We start from the raw sequence: 16,296 nt of genomic DNA, 5'->3' as shown, positions 1-16,296 counted from the left end.
CATTCGCGGGCCAAATGCCGCCATTTACTGATTTTTGGCTAACTGCACGCGGCCCTGTTGATGCCACACTGCATGGGTAATAGGTTTAGCACCAACCCGGCGTCAGCGCACAGGAACCAGCATGCCTCTGGACTTCGCGATCCCCAATCTATTCGCCTACCTGATCGCCGCGACCCACGCCCTCGGCATGCTCGCGGCCGTACATGCCGTGCTGACCGTGCGCACCGCCCAGGGTGCGCTGGCCTGGGCGGTGTCGCTGTTCTTCATGCCTTACCTGACCCTGGTGCCCTACCTGGTGTTTGGCCGCAGTCGCTTCGATGCCTATATCAAGGCGCGCCGCCACGCCGACAAGCAGATGCACCAGGCCATGGCCGCGCTGAACTGGCGCCCGTGGGTCGACGAAGCCCTGAGCGCCAGCGCATCCCCGGCCTCCCAGCAACTGCGCGCCTTGCCCCGGCTGGGCCGGATGCCCTGCCTGGCGAACAACCAGGTGCAGCTGCTGATCGATGGCGAAGCGGCCTTCGCCGCGATCCTCGCGGCCCTGGGCCGCGCGCGCAAGGTGATCCTGCTGCAGTTCTTCATCATCCGCGACGACCTGCTCGGCCGGCGCCTGCAAGACCTGCTGCTGGAGCGCGCGGCTGCCGGCGTGCAGGTTTTCGTGCTCTACGACGGTGTCGGCAGCCACGCCCTGCCGCGTCATTTCAGCGATAAAATGCGCGTTGGCGGCATTCAGGTCCACTCTTTCACCACCGGTGGCGGGCTGCTCAGCCGCTTCCAGCTGAACTTTCGCAACCACCGCAAGATCGTGGTGGTCGATGGCGAATGCGGCTTTCTCGGCGGGCTCAACGTCGGCGTCGAATACCTCGGGCACAAGCCGCCACTGGCGCCCTGGCGCGATACCCATGTCGAAGTGCGCGGGCCGGTAGTCGCCTGCCTGCAGGAGTCCTTCGCCGAAGACTGGTTCTGGGCCAGCCACCAATTGCCACCGCTGCTGCTGCCCGAGGCCTACCCGGGCGAGGGCATGCTCTGCCAGGTGATCGCCAGTGGTCCGGCCGACCCGCAGGAAACCTGCGCGCTGCTGTTCGTCGAGGCGATTCACAGCGCCCGCGAGCGGGTGTGGATCACCAGCCCCTACTTCATCCCCGACGAGGCGCTGTTCGCCGCCTTGCGCCTGGCCGTGCTGCGCGGCGTCGATGTGCGCATCCTGCTGCCGGCGCGGCCCGACCACCGGGTGGTCTACGCCGCCTCCAGCCTGTATGCCTTCGAGGCCTTGCGCGCCGGGGTCCGGGTGTTCCGCTACCAGCCGGGCTTTCTGCACCAGAAGGTCATGCTGATCGATGACGATGTCGCCAGCGTCGGCAGCGCCAACCTGGACAATCGCTCGTTCCGTCTGAACTTCGAGATCACCCTGCTGACCTTCGACCCCGGCTTTGCCGCCGAGGTCGAACAGATGCTTGAGCAAGACTTCGCTCGCTCGCGCGAATTGCTCGCCGGCGACTACAAGAACCTGCATCGCCTGCAGCAACTGGGCATGCGCGTGGCGCGCCTGATCTCGCCGATTCTCTAATAGGCGGTTGGCGTCTCTGACATGAGCGGCCAGCAGCGCTGTGCGCCGAGGCTGACCGGCATGCGGCCGGCAGCTCAGCGCGGTTGCAAGCCGCCACAATCGGCCGCAATCCAACGCGCATGGCTTTCCATGCTGCTGCTCTGGCCGCCGTAGGTACCCTTCACCTGGGTGGCGAACTCGCGGTCGCTGATGAAGCGCGTCTCGCCCTCGCCCTGTCCATCCGGGCAACTGAAGCGGAACTTCCAGCGCTCGGCACTGCGCTCGGTGATCTCGTGGCTACACCCTGACGTGGGGTCTTGCAGGGGAATGTCCTGAGCCTTGATCTGCTCCTCGCTCAAACAGATGCGCACACCCTGGTCGCCCAGTTGCACACCCTGCTTGGCCATCATCTGCTCCATCATCTGGCGTTGTTCGGCCGGCAGGTTGTTCATCTGCTCCAGCATTTGCTGCATGCCGGGCAGCGCCTGACCGCCGACCTGCATATTGCTCGAGCTGATTTCCCACAGACCGGGCTGGATCTCCTGCGCCGTGGCCAGCGCGGGCAATAGGCACAGGGCCAAGGACAGGCTTTTTAATACTGAGATGTGCATGGCCAGACTCCAACGATTCATCGACCCTGCAAGCGTAGGCTGAGTTAGCGACGCAGGCCTGCACTGATGAAAACAACCGCACTCTGCGGGGCTGATGCACCCTAGACGGCCACGTCTTCGCGATAGAGCTGCAGGCCGCGCGCCTGGTAATTGGCCAGGGCGCTGGGATGATCGAGGCTGCAGGTGTGGACCCAGACGCGCGTTGTGCCTGGCCAGAGCCAGGCCGCTTGCAGCGCATGGCTCAGCAACGGGCCGCCGAAACCCTGGCCGAAAAATGCCTCGGCCAGGCCGAAATAGAGAATCTCCACTGCACCCTCGGCATCGCGCAATAGCTCGTAGTAGCCGGCGATTGCGCCCTGGTGATAGGCCACCCAGGTGCGGTGATTGGCTTGCTCGACCAACGCCCGCCACTGGGCATCGCTCCAGTTCAGCTTGTCCGTCCAGGCCCAGGGCTCGCCGACCAGCTGATAGAGAAAACGGTTGAACTGGAACTGCTTGATCCGGCATTCGACGATGTGCAGCTCCGCAGGCAGCGGCTTGGGCCGCAGCTGCTCGGGGCTGTGCATGTCCAGGTAATAGGTACAGGTGCCCATCGGCGGCAGGTCCTTGCTTGATAGTGGCCGAGACTAAACGAACAAAACCCCCACCGGCAAAGCCAAATGGGGGTTCTCCTCTTCTTGCCGCCAGCGCTTGTGACGCTGGGAGCGACAACGGCGTTAGCCGTTACCCGCATCGTTGACCGATAGGGGGGAGCCGAGCTCACAACTCCAGAGTTCCACCGCCGGCTGGGTCGCTTGTGGCGGGCCGAGCCAGTCGCTCATGGAGCGACAACGCTGGTTGAAACACAGTTGGTAATCCCCTGCCTCGGGGGTTCGCCCCAAGCGCAGTGGTTGCAGGGGCGCTAGCTGGCGTTGGTAATGCCAGCTGCCCTCACGCAGTTCGGCATCGGCAGGAATTTCCATGCCAGCACCAGAACCCTTGACCCGCGCCTCGCCGAGCAGCAAGCCCTCGGCGGTCACGCGGTAATCTTCTTCCCAGCGAATTTTCTCGATGGTGTGCCGCCAGGCCAGGGTGAACTCGACAACCGGCAGCTCGGCCCAGACCGCTCCGGCCAGGCCCATGCACAATCCGATCACGCCATAGTCGCCTGGGCACGGTGCGCACGCCAGAAGTGCTGTCCGAGGAACAGCGCCACCAGCACGAAGCCGATCTCATCACTCATCGGCGTGGCCAGGATCAGGCTGATACCCGCGGCGAAGCCCAGCGCGCGCTCCCACCAGGGCATCTTGCAGTGCAGGAACCCGGTGAACACCGCGCCCCAGATACCGATCGCCAGTGCCGCCTTGATCAGCACATAAATGATCGCCAGTAGGCTATCGCTCTGCAGCATCAGCGCCGGCTCATACACCGCCATGAAGGGGACGACGAAACCGGCGATGGCGATACGTATTGCCCACAGGCTGATCTTCAACCCGCTCTCCTTGGCGATAGGCGCCGCCGCGAAACAGGCCAGTGCCACCGGCGGGGTGAGGTCGGCCATGATGCCGAAGTAGAAGACGAACATGTGCGAGACGATCAGCGGCACGCCCAGTTCCAGCAGCGCCGGGGCGGCAATCGAGCTGGTGATGATGTAGTTGGGAATGGTCGGAATACCCATGCCCAGCACCAGGCAGGTGAGCATGGTGAGGATCAGCGAGAGGAACAGGTTTTCCTGGCCGATGGCGAGGATGTAACCGGCGAAGGTCGAGGCCACCCCAGTCAGCGAGACCACGCCGATGATCACCCCGACCAGGGCGCAGGCGATGCCCACCGGCACCGCGTGCCGTGCGCCTTCAACCAGCGCATGCAGGCAGACCACCAGGGTGTCGCGCCCGCCCTTGATGAACCAGCAGATCGCCACCAGCAGCGCGACCACCCCGAATACCACGCCGATACCCAGCTGGAAGAAGCCGGCGCAGAGCACCCCGAGGGCAATCCAGAAGGCCATGCGCAGAACGGTCGAGGAGACTCGCAGGATGATCGCCGAACCGAGAATGACGATGGCGGTCAAGGCCAGGCCGACCATCCCGGAAAACAGCGGCGTGCGCCCGGAGAACAGCAGGTAGATGAGGATGAACAACGGGATCAGCAGGTACCAGCGCTCTTTCACCGCGGCCCAGGGGTTCGGGCACTGGTCTTTCGGCAGGCCGCGCAGGTTGGCGCGCTTGGCCTCCAGATGAACCATCCAGAACACCGAGCCGAAGTACAGCAGCGCGGGCATCAAGGCGGCCTTGGCCACCTCGATGAAGGGCACGTTGATGGTCTCGGCCATGATGAACGCCACCGCGCCCATGATCGGCGGCATGATCTGGCTGCCCATGCTTGAAGTCGCTTCGACGCCGCCGGCGAAGGCCGGCTTGTAGCCGAAGCGCTTCATCAGCGGAATGGTGAACTGGCCAGTGGTGACCACGTTGGCCACACCGGAACCGGTGATGGTGCCCATCAGCGCCGATGACACCACCGAGACCTTGGCCGGGCCGCCGAGCTTGTGGCCGAACAGGCCCATGGCGAAGTCGGTGAACAGCTTGATCATGCCCGCTTGCTCGAGGAAGGAGCCGAACAGGATGAACAGAAAGATATAGGTGGCCGACACATAGGTCGGGGTGCCGTAGAAGCCCTCGGTGCCGAAGGCCAGCTGGTTGACGATCTGATCCAGGCCATAACCGCGGTGGGCCAGGTCCCCAGGCAGGTATTGGCCGAGCAGGCCATAGGCGAGGAACAGCCCGCAGATCAGCGGCAAGGCAATGCCCATGACCCGCCGCGCTGCCTCGAACACCAGCACTATCAGCACCAGGCCGACGACCATGTCGGCACTGGTCAGGTCGCCGGAGCGCTGGATCAGGTCCGCCTCGAACACCCATTGGTAGGCCGCCGTGCCCATGCCCGCCAGGCCCAGCAGCCAGGCCAGCGGTTGCCAGGGCTTGTGCTTGCCGACCAGCGGAATGCTGAGAAATACCACCAGCAGCAGGAAGCCGACGTGCACCGCCCGTAGGATCTGGCTGGACACCGGATGAAAGGCCGCGGTGGTGATCTGGAAGATCGAAAACAGCAGCGCCACATAAAACAGCGCTTTCGGCCAGTCGCCCGGACCTGCCGCGAGGCCGTGGTTTTGTTCAGTCATGGAGCTTATGCCCTCATTGCAACGTCGATAAGGCGCAAGAGTCGCCAATAAAACCTGCCGTACTCAGCACGCTGGTTTTATTCGCAGCTCTACTTGCAGGATGGCGCATGGGTGGCAGGGTAGGATGGGTTAGCCGCGCAGCGGCGTAACCCATCGGGCCGTGGCCATGGGTATCGCTTCGCTCAACCCATCCTACGGGCTCAGTCTGTGCGAGCCCCAACCCACCCGCGTTTTTTACAGCGCGCCGACTTCCTTGTAGAAGCGCTCGGCACCCGGATGCAGCGGGATCGGCAGGTTCTTCGCCGCGCCGTCCAGCTTGATGTCCTTGGCCGCGGAATGGGCGTTGCCCAGACGCTCGAGGTTGTCGAACATCAGCTTGGTCATCTGGTAGGCCACTTCCTCGGACACGTCTTCATGGCTGACCAGGATGTTCTTGATCGCGACAGTCGCGATGTCGACATCCTGACCGTCGTAGGTGCCGGCTGGAATCACGGCTGGCTGATAGGCCGCATTGCCGATCTTGGTGGTCACGTCGGCCGGAATGGCGACGAAATTGATCGGCAAGGTGGCGGCCAAATCGCGGATCGCCGCCATGCCCAGTCCCGAGGATTGCAGGGTGGCATCCAGCTGACGATTCTTGATCAGCTCGACCGACTCGGCGTATGGCAGGAACTCGACCTTGGCCATGTCGTCATAGCTCAGACCGGCCGCGGCGAAGATCGCCCGAGCATTCAGCTCGGTGCCGGACTTCGGCGCGCCGACCGAGATGCGCTTGCCTTTGAGGTCAGCCAGGTTGGCGATGCCGGACTCCTTGTTGGCGACGATCTGGATGTAGTTCGGGTAGGTGCCGGCAATCGCGCGGAGCTTTTTTAGCGGGTTTTTGAAGCCGGCATCTTCCACGCCATTCCAGGCATCGGCGACCGAGTCACCCAGGGCCAGGGCCAGTTCGCCACGGCCGCTCTGCAGCAGGTTGAGGTTTTCCACCGAGGCCTTGGTGGCCTGTACCGAGGTTTTCGCGCCGTCGATACCGTTGCTGTAGAGCTGCGACAGGGCCACCCCGATCGGGTAGTAGACTCCGCTGGTGCCGCCGGTGAGGATGTTGATGAAGGTTGGTGCGGCAAATGCCGCAGTGCTGGCCGTCAGGGCCGCGGCAGCAGCGAGCAGGCTGAAACGCTTGGTCAATCGCATGGAGTATCTCCGTCGTTGTTATGGCTTTATGCAGCGTTTTTTTACTGTAGACGATGCATGGCCGCCGCAGCGGATATGCAGGTCGGGGGCCGATCAGAATGGGCGAAAGTGGCGAATGCCCGCACCCGGCCGAGGCCTGGCACGCGAGAGGCGGCATAGCGGAGCTGGGCGAGACAGGCTCGCGGGGGACGTACGGCAGTTCATAAGCACACCTCTGGTCTTTCTTATAATCGCCGACGCAAACAACGCGTATGGCGTAGCAGAGCTATAGCAGATGCCGTGCCAAGGGTTGCAACGCCCGGTTTAGAGCACGTTGGCCGAAGATCCTCGGACGCAATGGGCGGAATCATGCCTATTGGCGCACAGTAATAAGCGTAAATCCGCCGAAATTTCCCGCCGCAGCCTGGATAAATCCGAGTGCACTCCGGGAGCAGTGCGTGTGATCAGTAATAGCTGCCTGGCGTCTAGGGTAGGTCGCCCGAGGTTTGCTCGGGCATTGCGGCGAGTCTGAGCATGCAAGCGCTGTTGAACGAAATCCTCGATCAAGTCCGCCCGCTGATCGGCCAGGGCAAGGTGGCCGATTACATTCCGGCGCTGGGCGATGTGCCGGGAAACCAGCTGGGCATCGCGGTGTACAGCAACGAGGGCGAGCTGTTCAGTGCCGGCGCTGCGCGTACGGCGTTTTCCGTGCAGAGCATCTCCAAGGTGTTCAGCCTGGTGCAGGCCATCGGTCACTCCGGCGAGGATATTTGGCAGCGTTTGGGCCACGAGCCGTCCGGCCAGCCGTTCAACTCGCTGGTGCAGCTGGAATTCGAGCGCGGCCGGCCGCGCAACCCGTTCATCAACGCCGGTGCGCTGGTGATCTGCGACATCAACCAATCGCGCTTTGCCACGCCGGTGGTGTCGATGCGCGATTTCGTCCGCCGCCTGGCCGGCAACCCCGAGATAGCGGTGGATAACCGGGTCGCCGATTCGGAATACCAGCATCGCGCGCGCAACGCCGCCGCAGCCTACCTGATGCAGTCTTTCGGCAACTTCCATAACGATGTCGAGACGGTGTTGCGCAACTACTTCAGTTACTGCGCCTTGCGCATGAGCTGCGTCGACCTGGCCCGCGCCTTCTGCTTTCTGGCCAACGATGGTTTTTGCCTGCACAGCGGCGAGCAGATCCTCACGCCGCGGCAGACCAAGCAGGTCAACGCCATCATGGCCACCAGCGGCCTGTACGACGAGGCCGGCAACTTCGCCTACCGAGTCGGCCTGCCGGGCAAGAGCGGGGTCGGCGGCGGCATAGTCGCGGTGGTGCCGGGGCGTTTCAGCGTCTGCGTCTGGTCACCGGAACTGAACGCCGCCGGCAACTCCCTGGTCGGCATGGCGGCGCTGGAGCTGCTCAGCGAGCGGATCGGCTGGTCGGTGTTCTAGAGGGCAGCGCCGGTGGATGTAAGCTACAACAGCTTGCGGAACTGCAAGAAGCCCGAGCGCTCGGCAACCCGTTCGTACAGCAGCATGGCCTTGCTGTTGCTGTCGTGGGTCAGCCAATGCACCCGCGCGCAGTCGGCCTGGCGGGCCTGGTCGTAGACGTGTTCGATCAGCTGGCGGCCGACGCCGCTGCTGCGCACGTCCTTGGCGATGAACAGATCCTGCAGGTAGCAGTAGTCGCCAACGGTCCAGGTCGAGCGGTGGTAGATCCAATGCACCAGGCCGATGGCCTTGTCTTCGTGCCAGGCCAGGGCGGCATGCATCGGCTCGGCCGGATCGAGAAAGCGCTGCCAGGTGACGTCACTGGTGGCAGCGGGAATCTCGGTCATGTAGAAGCGCTGATAGCGCTGCCACAGGGGCAACCAGGCCGCCTGGTCGGCGGCGCTGACGGGACGGATCTCGGCGGGAATGCGAACGGCCATCGTGCGACCTCCTGTAGGTAGGATCAGTCATCCTGAAACTGTTATGGCTGCGCTGCAAGTCCTGCCCATCTGGCTAGTCGGCACGCTCGCCACACAGGTCCAGGGCGAACCAGTGTTCCGTCTCGGCCTGGCTGAGGCCGGCGCCGAGCAGGGCGAACAGCTTGCCCAGGGCGGCTTCGCGGGTCATGCCGCCAGCCGAGACCAGACCGGCGCTGGCCAGTTTGCTCCCTGCAGCATAGACGCCGAACTCGACATGGCCATGCGCGCACTGGCTGATCGCCGCGAGCACCACGCCACGCTCATGGGCCGCCTTGAGCGCGGCGAGCAGTTCGGCGTCATCCGCGGGCCCGGTGCCGCTGCCGTAGCATTCCAGCAGCAGGCCGCGTACGCCGCTGTCGAGCAGGGCGCTGACATGCGCGGCCTGGATGCCGGGGAAGCACGGCAGCACCGCGAGATTGACCGGTTGGCGCGGCTGGCGGTAATCGAGGCTGGCCGGGATGCTCTCGACGCGCGGGCTCTGGCGCTGGCGAGGCAGTTCGGCGAAGGCGCCGAAGGTAGCGCTGGCCAGTTTGCTGACTCGCGCGCCATGCATCAGGGTGCCGTTGAAGTACAGGTGCACGCCGGGCGCAACGCCCTGTTGCAGCGCCTGCATGGCACCGAACAGATTGGCCCAGGCATCGCTGCCAGCAACGCCGGCCGGCAGCATCGAACCGCTCAGCAGCACTGGTACCGGCAGGCCGAGCAGCAGGAAACTCAGGGCCGCGGCGCTGTAGGCCAGGGTGTCGGTGCCGTGCAGCACCAGCACGGCATCGCAGCCGTCGTGCTCGACGCCTGCGCGGATTGCCGCGACCATCGCCAGCCAGCTGGCCTGGCTCATATTGGCGCTGTCGATCGGCGGCAGCAGTTCGCGGAAGATCCAGCTGGGCAGTTGACGCGCCTGTTCCTGCGCTTGCTGGGCACGCAGCCGCGCCTCGAAGCCGGAGGCGGGCGCCAGGCCATCTGCGCTCATCTGCATGCCGATGGTGCCGCCGGTGTAGAGCACCAGGAGTTTTGTTATAGCCATGACGGCTCTCCTCAGAGGTTGTGAACATATCGAGCAGCCGTCGCGAGGCTGCCGCAGTAGGCGGGAGTTTTTTCACAGCCTCGCATATAAAAAACAGGGGGCCATAGCCCCCTGTGTATCGCGTCGTTAGCGGCTCAGCGCTGGTGCACGCGGTGGCCGATTTCGGCGCTCAGGGTCTGCGGCGCTGTCGACGGCTGGGCGGGCCAGACTGCCGGATCGAGGTCCAGATCAGCGAAGGCTTTCGGGTCGAAGACGGGCGACTTTACCCCCGCCTTGATCTGGTCGTCGTAGTCGCGCATCAGGCGCAGGCCGACCTTGAACAGCAGGGCCAGGGCGATCAGGTTGGCGATGGCCAGCAGGCCCATGGTCACGTCGGCGAAGGCAAACACCGTACCCAGATCCTGCACCGAGCCCCAGAGTATCAGGCCGACTACCAGCACGCGGTAGACCTGTACCGGCCAGCGCTTGCTGGTGAAGAAGCCCAGGGCGTTCTCGCCGAGGTAGTAGTTGTAGATCAGGGTGGTGAAGACGAACAGCAGCAGGGCGACGCTGACGAATACCCGGCCCCATTCGCCGACTACCGCGGCCATGGCGGTCTGGGTCAGGACCACACCGGCCATCTCGGTGCCCGGCTGATACACGCCGGAGAGCAGGATGATCAGCGCGGTGCAGCTGCACAGGATGATGGTGTCGATGAACACGCTGAGCGACTGCACGATGCCCTGGGCGACCGGGTGCTTGACCTCGGCTACCGCGGCGACGTTGGGCGCGCTGCCCAGGCCGGCTTCGTTGGAGAACAGGCCGCGCTTGACGCCCATGAGGATCGCCGCGCCGATGCCACCGGCAAAGGCTGGCTCGAGGCCGAAGGCACTGTTGAAGATCAGCGTCAGGGTGGCCGGAATCGCGTCGAAGTTACTGCCGATTACGTACAGCGCCATAGCGATGTAGGAGAAGGCCATTGCGGGCACCAGTACGTCGGCGAACTTGGCGATGCGCTTGATGCCGCCGAAGATGATCAGGCCGATCACCACTACCAGGGCGATGCCGCTGACATAGGTGGGCAGGCCGAAGGTGTCGTGCAGCGAGCTGGCCACGGTGTAGGACTGTACGGCGTTGAAGCCGAAGCCGAAGGTCGCCAGCAGCAGCAGCGACACCACGATACCCAGCCAGCGCTGGCCGAGGCCGTGCTGGATGTAGAAGGCCGGGCCGCCACGGTAGCCGCCGTCGGGCTCGCGGCGCTTGTACAGCTGGGCCAGGGAGCATTCGAAGTAGCTGGTGGCCATGCCAACCAGGGCGACCATCCACATCCAGAAGATCGCGCCTGGGCCGCCGAGCATGATCGCCACGGAGACCCCGGCGATATTACCGGCGCCAACCCGGCCGGCAACGCTGAGCATCAGCGCCTGGAACGAGCTGAGCTGGCCGGGCTGGTGCTTGAAGGCTTCGCTGAAGATGCGGAACATGCTGCCGAAGTAACGAAACTGGACGAAACGCGAGGCGATGGTGAAGTACAGACCAAGGCCGATCAGCATGACGATCAGCAGCTTGCTCCAGATAAGGTCGTTGAGAATATCGAGCATGACGGGGAGGTCTCTCTTGTTGTTCTGTCAGGAAAAAATGCTAGGGACGAATGGTTGAGCAGAGCGGCCTGTCATGCAATTGCGCGGGTGGCGGCGACCTGATGCGAGTTGATGCTACAATCGCGTCGCTCGCGCCATTAGTCAGCGCCTTGCGCAGCGACGAGTGTCTGGTATTCGTCTGCCCTGACAGACGGTGGCGCGAAGCGCCGGATGAGGGGGCGGCTATGCCGCCAAGGCTTTCATGATTCGGCTATGGCGCTCGCGGCCTACCCGTTAGGAACAACTGCATGTCGGAATATCTGGGGTCCAATCTCAAGCTGCTGTGCAGTCACTACCGCTCGATTGCCGAGGTGTGCCGCAAGCTGGCGATCAATCGCGCCCAGTTCAATAAATACCTCAGCGGGCAGAGCCGACCGACCGCCTACAACCTCAAGCGCATCTGCGATTTCTTCGGAGTCGAGGCCTACGAGCTGAGCCTGCCGGGCGAGCAGTTCGCCGACCTGGTCGGTGCGCGCAGTGCCGGTCAGGCCCCGCGGCTGGCCGGCGACCCGTTGCTGGACTTCTTCCAGCCGTTGCGTGAGCACGCCAGCAGCCTGTCGCGCTATTGCGGCTACTACTTCGAGTACGCCAACTGCATGTCGGTGCCGGGGCAGATCCTGCTGTCGCTAGTACACCTGCGCGAAGAGCGCGGCAGCTTCCTGTTCGAGCGCCAGGAGCGCCAGGAGCCCTCGCGGGCCGACAGCGGCAAGGCCGAGGACTGGGTGCGCTGCCGCTACCTGGGCGCGGCGTTCTACCTGCAGGACCGGCTGTTCCTGATCGACTACGAGTCGCTGACCGGCAACGAGATGAGCCAGACCATCCTGATTCCCAGCTTCAAGAGCCGCATCAGCCGCCTCAATGGCCTGAAGACCGGGGTCTCCAGCGGCGACCTGCGCACCCCGGCCTGCACCCGGGTGGTCTGGGAGTTCCTCGGCAGCGAGATCAATCGGGTCAATGCCTATCGCCAGGTGATGCTCTACAGCCCGGACGACCCGCGCATCGACGCCGACATCCGCCAGCGCCTGGCCGGCGCGCAAATCCGCAACGGCCTGTTCGAGATCGAATAGTCGGCGTGGCGTCTCGTTGTGGTCGGCCGGGCCTTGAGGAGGCGGAGTTAGGTCGAACAGACCTAGTGTTAGAGCTAAGCGATCCTATGGTCAGCGTGCGACGGACTAGCCTGTGAGAAATGGCAGGAGGATCCGACTGGAGGCCGATATGAGCGATGACGTATCCCGTGACGCGATTGAGGCGGTGGTTCAAGACTTTGTGGTTGCCATGTTGGCGGCTGATGAGAGTCTGTTACGCCGTTGCTTCCATGCGGACTGCCGGATCATTGGGCATTTCCATGATGAGCTTGAGTGGCTAACGCTGGACGATTTTATTGCTTCGCTAACTGCAGAAGGTCCGCAGCAAGAAGAGCCTTACTGCGATATCCAGCAGCTGGATGTGAGTGGTGACGCCGCCAGCGTCAAACTGATCGATATGTATGCGGGCATGCGCTTTACCGACTATCTGGCGTTACTCAGGCATGACGGCAGATGGCAGATCGTCAACAAGCTCTACTATTACCACGCCTAGTTCTTGGTAGCCTGAGGGCACCACTTGGTGCTAGACCTTTCTGCTGCTTTTCGGCACTGCACGAGTGCGCGCAGTGGCCGTAATCTTTGCGGTGCATCCGCTCAAGGGTTGTTTGCAGGCGCTGGCTAGCGAAAGCTTGTCTGCAAAGTGGCGGTGACGGCGCGTTCGGCGCAGTGCCTACAACTTGTTTGAGGTTAGGGCGTTTGTTTAGCCGTGTAGTGTTTTCAGTTGACTGAGTTGCTTTCCATCGGCATCGAAGTTGTCCACTGCCAGCCAGCGCTCATAGGCCTTGGCAAGCGTCGGCCATTCGCGGTCGAGGATGGAGAACCAGGCGCTGTCGCGGTTGCGCCCCTTGATCACCATATGCTGGCGGAAGGTGCCTTCGTAGACGAAGCCCAGACGCTCGGCGGCGCGCATCGAGCGAGCGTTGAGGGCATTGCACTTCCACTCCAGGCGGCGGTAGCCGAGCGTGGCCATGGCCAGCTCGGCCAGCAGGTAGACCGCCTCGGTGGACGCCGGGCTGCGCTGCATGGCGCGGCCGAAGGCAATATGGCCAATCTCGATGCAACCGTCCCTGGGCGCGATGCGCAGGAAACTGAGCAGGCCGACGGCGCGCTGGCTGGCGCGTTCGAGCACGGCGAAGAACAGCGGGTCGCTGCTGGCCGCGTTAGCCGCCAGCCAGGCATCGAAGCCCGTGCGCTCGGGAAACGGGCCATAGGGCAGGTAGTCCCACAGCCGGGGGTCGGACTGCGGGCCTTGCAAGGCCAGCCACAGGTCGTCGCCGTGGGCGGCGAGTTGCAGCGGCTCCAGGCGCACGTAGTGGCCGTTCAGTGGCGCGCGGGCTGGGCTGGATACGGGTTGCCAGTCGAGGTGCATTGCGTCGGTCATGGGGCGACTCCCGATTAGAGCAGTTTGCGGTACTGGATAAAGCCGGAACGCTCGGCGATGCGCTCGTACAGCTGCATGGCCTCGCTGTTGCTCTCCTGGGTCAACCAATGCACTCGGGCGGCGCCCGCAGTCTTGGCGGCCTGGTAGACGTGTTCGATCAGCCGGCGGCCGATGCCGGCGCCGCGCAGGCCTGCGCCGACGAACAGGTCCTGCAGGTAACAGTAGTCACCCTCGGTCCAGCAGGAGCGGTGGTAGATGAAGTGCACCAGCCCCACGGCGCGGTCGTCCTGCCAAGCCAGGGCGGCGTGCATGGGTTCGCTTGGGTCGGGCAGGCGTTGCCAGGTGCGCGCGCTGGTGGCCGCGGCGATTTCGGTTTGGTAGAAGCGCTGGTAGCCCTGCCACAGCGGCAGCCAGGCGGCGTGGTGGTCGGGAGTGACGGGGCGGATCTCGCTGCTCATGGGTCTTCCTTGGTCTGGGCTACTGAGGGGTGTTCATGCGCGCGGCCAGCTCGCGGTCGCGGGCGTCAAGGCTGGCATTCAAGCCCTCGCGCACGCCGCTCTGGTCGGCGGCGCTGCGGTTCTGCCCAAGCTTCCACTTGCCGTCGAGGCGCTGGATCGGCAGGGCAAAGCCGACGATGGCGCGCAGCATGCTGTCGATATAGTCCTGCGGCGCCTCGCTGACCGCCCAGGGTTGGGCGCGGCCGGCTTCGTGACGCTCGCTGAGGCGGCTGACCAGCGCCAGCAGCCGCTCGGCGTCGTCGAACACCTCGGCTTGGCCGTAGGCATGCACGGCGATGTAGTTCCAGGTCGGCACCACCTTGCCGTGCTCGGCCTTGGCCGGGTACCAGGCCGGGCTGACGTAGGCGTCCGGGCCGCTGAAGATCGTCAGCACTTCGCCGCCGTTGGCCAGTTCCTGGCACTGCGGGTTGGCTCGGGCGAAATGGCCGTAGAGGGTGCCGAACTCACCTTCAGCGGGTTCCAGTAGCAATGGCAGGTGGCTGGCCTGCAGGCCACTGGGGCCCTGGCTGACGACTGTGGCCAGGCGGCAGGCGGCGATCTGCCGGTGCAGCGTGGCGAGATCGTCCTGGCGGAAGGCGGTGGGCGAGTACATGGCGGCTTCTCCGAAACGTGGCCTGGCGTGATGGAGCCATGCTAGGCAGGATATTGGACTGTTGTAAGATCCATTTATCGCGACATTGATAGAGCCAATTTATGCCGTTGCCTGCGCCGCTACCCGTCGATCTCTCCGGCATTCGCCTCGACCCGGCCCAGGGTCTGGCGCGCCAGCTGTACCAGGCGCTGCGCGAGCGCATCCTCGATGCACGTCTGGCCAGTGGCACCCGCCTGCCAGCCAGCCGCGACCTGGCCGGTCTGCTGGGCATTTCACGCAATACCGTGACCCGCGCCTTCGACCAGCTATATGCCGAGGGTTATGTGCAGGGCCGCGTCGGCGCGGGCACCTATGTCGCCGAGCTGGCGGCCGTCGCGCGCCCGGCACCGCCCGTTGCTCGTCAAGTCGCGACTCCGGCGCTGCAACGCCTCGCCAGCCATCACCTGAGCCCGCCGCCGAGCGGTCCGCCACGGGCCTTCCGGGTCGGCGTACCGGCCTTTGACCTGTTCCCCTTCGAGACCTGGGCGCGGCTCAGTGCGCGCTTCTGGCGCAAGCCGTCGCCGGCACGCCTGGGTTATGGCGACCCGGCTGGCGACGCGCAGCTGCGCGAGCTGATTGCCGCCTACCTGCGCAACAGCCGCGGCCTGCACTGCGATCCGGCGCAGATTCTGGTCACCTGCGGCGCCCAGCAGGCGATCAGCCTGTGCGCCCAGCTGCTGATCGAACCGGGTGACCGGGTAGCCATCGAGAACCCCGGCTATCGCGCCGCCGGGCATGCCTTCGCGGTGGCGGGGGCGCAGCTGGTGGGCATTCCGGTGGATGGCGAGGGACTGGATACGGCAACGCTGGAACGGGCGGGGCGCTGCCGCCTGGCCTATGTCACGCCTTCGCATCAGTACCCGACCGGGGTGACCCTGTCGCTGGCGCGGCGCCTGGAACTGCTGGACTGGGCCGAGCGCCACGACAGCTGGATAATCGAGGACGACTACGATGGGGAGTACCGCTACAGCGGCACGCCGTTGGCGCCGCTGGCGGCCCTCGACCGCCAGGGCCGGGTGCTCTACGTCGGCACCTTCTGCAAGATCGCCTTCCCGGCGCTGCGTCTGGGCTATCTGGTGCTGCCGGCCGGCCTGGCCGAATCCTTCGCCCGCCGTCGCGCTTTGGACATGCGCCATTCGGAGATCGGCACCCAGGCGGTGATGGCCGAGTTCATCGCCGCGGGCCATTTCCAGCGGCATATCAGGCGCATGCGCGGCGCCGCGCGCAGTCGTCGCGATGCCCTGCTGGCCGGTTGGCCGAGCGCTGTGCCCGGCTGCGCGCCGTTGCCGGTGGTGGAGGCCGGTTTGCACCTGTGCGTGCGGGTGGACAGCCTGGCGCGCGAACGCGAGTTGATTGCTGTGGCCGCCGCGGTGGGGGTGGAGTTGAATGCCCTCAGCGACTACTGGCTGGCGGACAGCACCGAGCCCGAAGCTCAGCGCGCCGGGCTGGTGTTGGGCTTCGCTGCCGTGCCCGAGGCGCAGATCGGCGAAGCCCTGCAGGCGCTGCGTCGTGCCTGGCGGCTGTGAGCGTGTTGGTCACCACGGGCACTGTACACATGCCCAAAGGATGGCCGCAGCCATCCCGGTAGCAACG

Annotated in this window: 16 protein-coding genes; 5 read left to right on the top strand and 11 right to left on the bottom strand. The window is 64.7% G+C overall.

Features of this window, described 5'->3' with window-relative positions; all coding sequences use genetic code 11:
• Window positions 1–121: 121 nt before the first annotated feature.
• Complete coding sequence (gene cls, locus VCJ09_RS24015) at window positions 122–1,567, top strand: cardiolipin synthase (protein WP_407692996.1); 1,446 nt, start codon at window positions 122–124, stop codon at window positions 1,565–1,567.
• A gap of 74 nt (window positions 1,568–1,641) precedes the next feature.
• Here cls and VCJ09_RS24010 read toward each other — a convergent pair whose 3' ends face one another.
• From VCJ09_RS24010 to VCJ09_RS23990, 5 genes are all read right to left on the bottom strand, one after another.
• Window positions 1,642–2,157, bottom strand: a complete 516-nt coding sequence (locus tag VCJ09_RS24010) for a DUF3617 domain-containing protein (RefSeq protein WP_324732488.1) — start codon at window positions 2,155–2,157, stop codon at window positions 1,642–1,644.
• A gap of 101 nt (window positions 2,158–2,258) precedes the next feature.
• Window positions 2,259–2,750, bottom strand: coding sequence for a GNAT family N-acetyltransferase (locus VCJ09_RS24005; protein ID WP_324732487.1), 492 nt, complete (start codon window positions 2,748–2,750; stop codon window positions 2,259–2,261).
• A 123-nt stretch (window positions 2,751–2,873) separates the two neighbouring features.
• Window positions 2,874–3,293, bottom strand: coding sequence for a DUF1850 domain-containing protein (locus VCJ09_RS24000; protein ID WP_324732486.1), 420 nt, complete (start codon window positions 3,291–3,293; stop codon window positions 2,874–2,876).
• On the bottom strand, window positions 3,290–5,317 hold the full coding sequence (locus VCJ09_RS23995; RefSeq protein WP_324732485.1) for a TRAP transporter permease: 2,028 nt from the start codon (window positions 5,315–5,317) through the stop codon (window positions 3,290–3,292). The genes VCJ09_RS24000 and VCJ09_RS23995 overlap by 4 nt, the downstream gene beginning before the upstream one ends.
• Window positions 5,318–5,551: 234 nt before the next feature.
• Window positions 5,552–6,505 carry a TAXI family TRAP transporter solute-binding subunit gene (locus tag VCJ09_RS23990; protein WP_324732484.1) on the bottom strand — a complete coding sequence of 318 codons (954 nt, stop codon included), beginning with the start codon at window positions 6,503–6,505 and terminating at the stop codon, window positions 5,552–5,554.
• A gap of 513 nt (window positions 6,506–7,018) precedes the next feature.
• On the opposite strand from VCJ09_RS23990, the gene glsB reads away from it, so the two are divergent.
• Window positions 7,019–7,927, top strand: a complete 909-nt coding sequence (glsB, locus tag VCJ09_RS23985; RefSeq protein WP_324732483.1) for a glutaminase B — start codon at window positions 7,019–7,021, stop codon at window positions 7,925–7,927.
• Between the two features lie 23 nt (window positions 7,928–7,950).
• On the opposite strand, the gene VCJ09_RS23980 is transcribed toward glsB, so the two are convergent.
• From VCJ09_RS23980 to VCJ09_RS23970, 3 genes are all read right to left on the bottom strand, one after another.
• Window positions 7,951–8,406, bottom strand: coding sequence for a GNAT family N-acetyltransferase (locus VCJ09_RS23980; RefSeq protein WP_324732482.1), 456 nt, complete (start codon window positions 8,404–8,406; stop codon window positions 7,951–7,953).
• A 73-nt stretch (window positions 8,407–8,479) separates the two neighbouring features.
• A complete protein-coding gene (locus VCJ09_RS23975; RefSeq protein WP_324732481.1) occupies window positions 8,480–9,469 on the bottom strand; it encodes an asparaginase in 990 nt (329 codons plus the stop codon).
• 134 nt (window positions 9,470–9,603) lie between these two features.
• The gene (locus VCJ09_RS23970; RefSeq protein WP_324732480.1) at window positions 9,604–11,049 is read right to left on the bottom strand and encodes an alanine/glycine:cation symporter family protein; all 1,446 of its coding nucleotides are present in this window, start codon (window positions 11,047–11,049) and stop codon (window positions 9,604–9,606) included.
• Window positions 11,050–11,336: 287 nt separating this feature from the next.
• Here VCJ09_RS23970 and VCJ09_RS23965 point away from each other — a divergent pair, with 287 nt between their 5' ends.
• Entirely contained in the window at window positions 11,337–12,155 is an 819-nt protein-coding gene (locus VCJ09_RS23965) for a helix-turn-helix domain-containing protein (protein ID WP_324732479.1), read from the top strand.
• Between the two features lie 148 nt (window positions 12,156–12,303).
• Window positions 12,304–12,666: a nuclear transport factor 2 family protein gene (locus tag VCJ09_RS23960; protein WP_324732478.1), complete on the top strand. Its 363-nt coding sequence runs from the start codon at window positions 12,304–12,306 to the stop codon at window positions 12,664–12,666.
• A gap of 207 nt (window positions 12,667–12,873) precedes the next feature.
• Here VCJ09_RS23960 and VCJ09_RS23955 read toward each other — a convergent pair whose 3' ends face one another.
• The 3 genes from VCJ09_RS23955 to VCJ09_RS23945 are packed head-to-tail and all read right to left on the bottom strand — an operon-like array spanning window position 12,874 to window position 14,664.
• Entirely contained in the window at window positions 12,874–13,554 is a 681-nt protein-coding gene (locus VCJ09_RS23955) for a GNAT family N-acetyltransferase (protein ID WP_324732477.1), read from the bottom strand.
• Between the two features lie 14 nt (window positions 13,555–13,568).
• Complete coding sequence (locus tag VCJ09_RS23950; RefSeq protein ID WP_324732476.1) at window positions 13,569–14,012, bottom strand: GNAT family N-acetyltransferase; 444 nt, start codon at window positions 14,010–14,012, stop codon at window positions 13,569–13,571.
• A gap of 19 nt (window positions 14,013–14,031) precedes the next feature.
• The gene (locus VCJ09_RS23945; RefSeq protein ID WP_324732475.1) at window positions 14,032–14,664 is read right to left on the bottom strand and encodes an FMN-binding negative transcriptional regulator; all 633 of its coding nucleotides are present in this window, start codon (window positions 14,662–14,664) and stop codon (window positions 14,032–14,034) included.
• A 101-nt stretch (window positions 14,665–14,765) separates the two neighbouring features.
• On the opposite strand from VCJ09_RS23945, the gene pdxR reads away from it, so the two are divergent.
• Entirely contained in the window at window positions 14,766–16,229 is a 1,464-nt protein-coding gene (gene pdxR, locus VCJ09_RS23940; RefSeq protein ID WP_324732474.1) for a MocR-like pyridoxine biosynthesis transcription factor PdxR, read from the top strand.
• The last annotated feature ends 67 nt before the right edge of the window (window positions 16,230–16,296 follow it).

The sequence above is a fragment of the Pseudomonas paeninsulae genome, from assembly GCF_035621475.1.
Lineage (GTDB): Bacteria > Pseudomonadota > Gammaproteobacteria > Pseudomonadales > Pseudomonadaceae > Aquipseudomonas > Aquipseudomonas paeninsulae.
Note: the sequence above shows the minus strand (reverse complement) of the source record. Positions and strands in the feature narration are given on the sequence as shown.

What these genes read in the sequence shown, in the direction of transcription:
- VCJ09_RS23950 (WP_324732476.1), bottom strand. Translation starts at nt 14,012, where the DNA reads ATGAGCAGCGAGATCCGCCCCGTCACTCCCGACCACCACGCCGCCTGG.
- VCJ09_RS23970 (WP_324732480.1), bottom strand. Translation starts at nt 11,049, where the DNA reads ATGCTCGATATTCTCAACGACCTTATCTGGAGCAAGCTGCTGATCGTC.
- VCJ09_RS23960 (WP_324732478.1), top strand. Translation starts at nt 12,304, where the DNA reads ATGAGCGATGACGTATCCCGTGACGCGATTGAGGCGGTGGTTCAAGAC.
- VCJ09_RS23975 (WP_324732481.1), bottom strand. Translation starts at nt 9,469, where the DNA reads ATGGCTATAACAAAACTCCTGGTGCTCTACACCGGCGGCACCATCGGC.
- pdxR (WP_324732474.1), top strand. Translation starts at nt 14,766, where the DNA reads ATGCCGTTGCCTGCGCCGCTACCCGTCGATCTCTCCGGCATTCGCCTC.
- VCJ09_RS24010 (WP_324732488.1), bottom strand. Translation starts at nt 2,157, where the DNA reads ATGCACATCTCAGTATTAAAAAGCCTGTCCTTGGCCCTGTGCCTATTG.
- VCJ09_RS23955 (WP_324732477.1), bottom strand. Translation starts at nt 13,554, where the DNA reads ATGACCGACGCAATGCACCTCGACTGGCAACCCGTATCCAGCCCAGCC.
- glsB (WP_324732483.1), top strand. Translation starts at nt 7,019, where the DNA reads ATGCAAGCGCTGTTGAACGAAATCCTCGATCAAGTCCGCCCGCTGATC.
- VCJ09_RS23965 (WP_324732479.1), top strand. Translation starts at nt 11,337, where the DNA reads ATGTCGGAATATCTGGGGTCCAATCTCAAGCTGCTGTGCAGTCACTAC.
- VCJ09_RS23980 (WP_324732482.1), bottom strand. Translation starts at nt 8,406, where the DNA reads ATGGCCGTTCGCATTCCCGCCGAGATCCGTCCCGTCAGCGCCGCCGAC.
- VCJ09_RS24005 (WP_324732487.1), bottom strand. Translation starts at nt 2,750, where the DNA reads ATGGGCACCTGTACCTATTACCTGGACATGCACAGCCCCGAGCAGCTG.
- VCJ09_RS23995 (WP_324732485.1), bottom strand. Translation starts at nt 5,317, where the DNA reads ATGACTGAACAAAACCACGGCCTCGCGGCAGGTCCGGGCGACTGGCCG.
- VCJ09_RS23990 (WP_324732484.1), bottom strand. Translation starts at nt 6,505, where the DNA reads ATGCGATTGACCAAGCGTTTCAGCCTGCTCGCTGCTGCCGCGGCCCTG.
- cls (WP_407692996.1), top strand. Translation starts at nt 122, where the DNA reads ATGCCTCTGGACTTCGCGATCCCCAATCTATTCGCCTACCTGATCGCC.
- VCJ09_RS23945 (WP_324732475.1), bottom strand. Translation starts at nt 14,664, where the DNA reads ATGTACTCGCCCACCGCCTTCCGCCAGGACGATCTCGCCACGCTGCAC.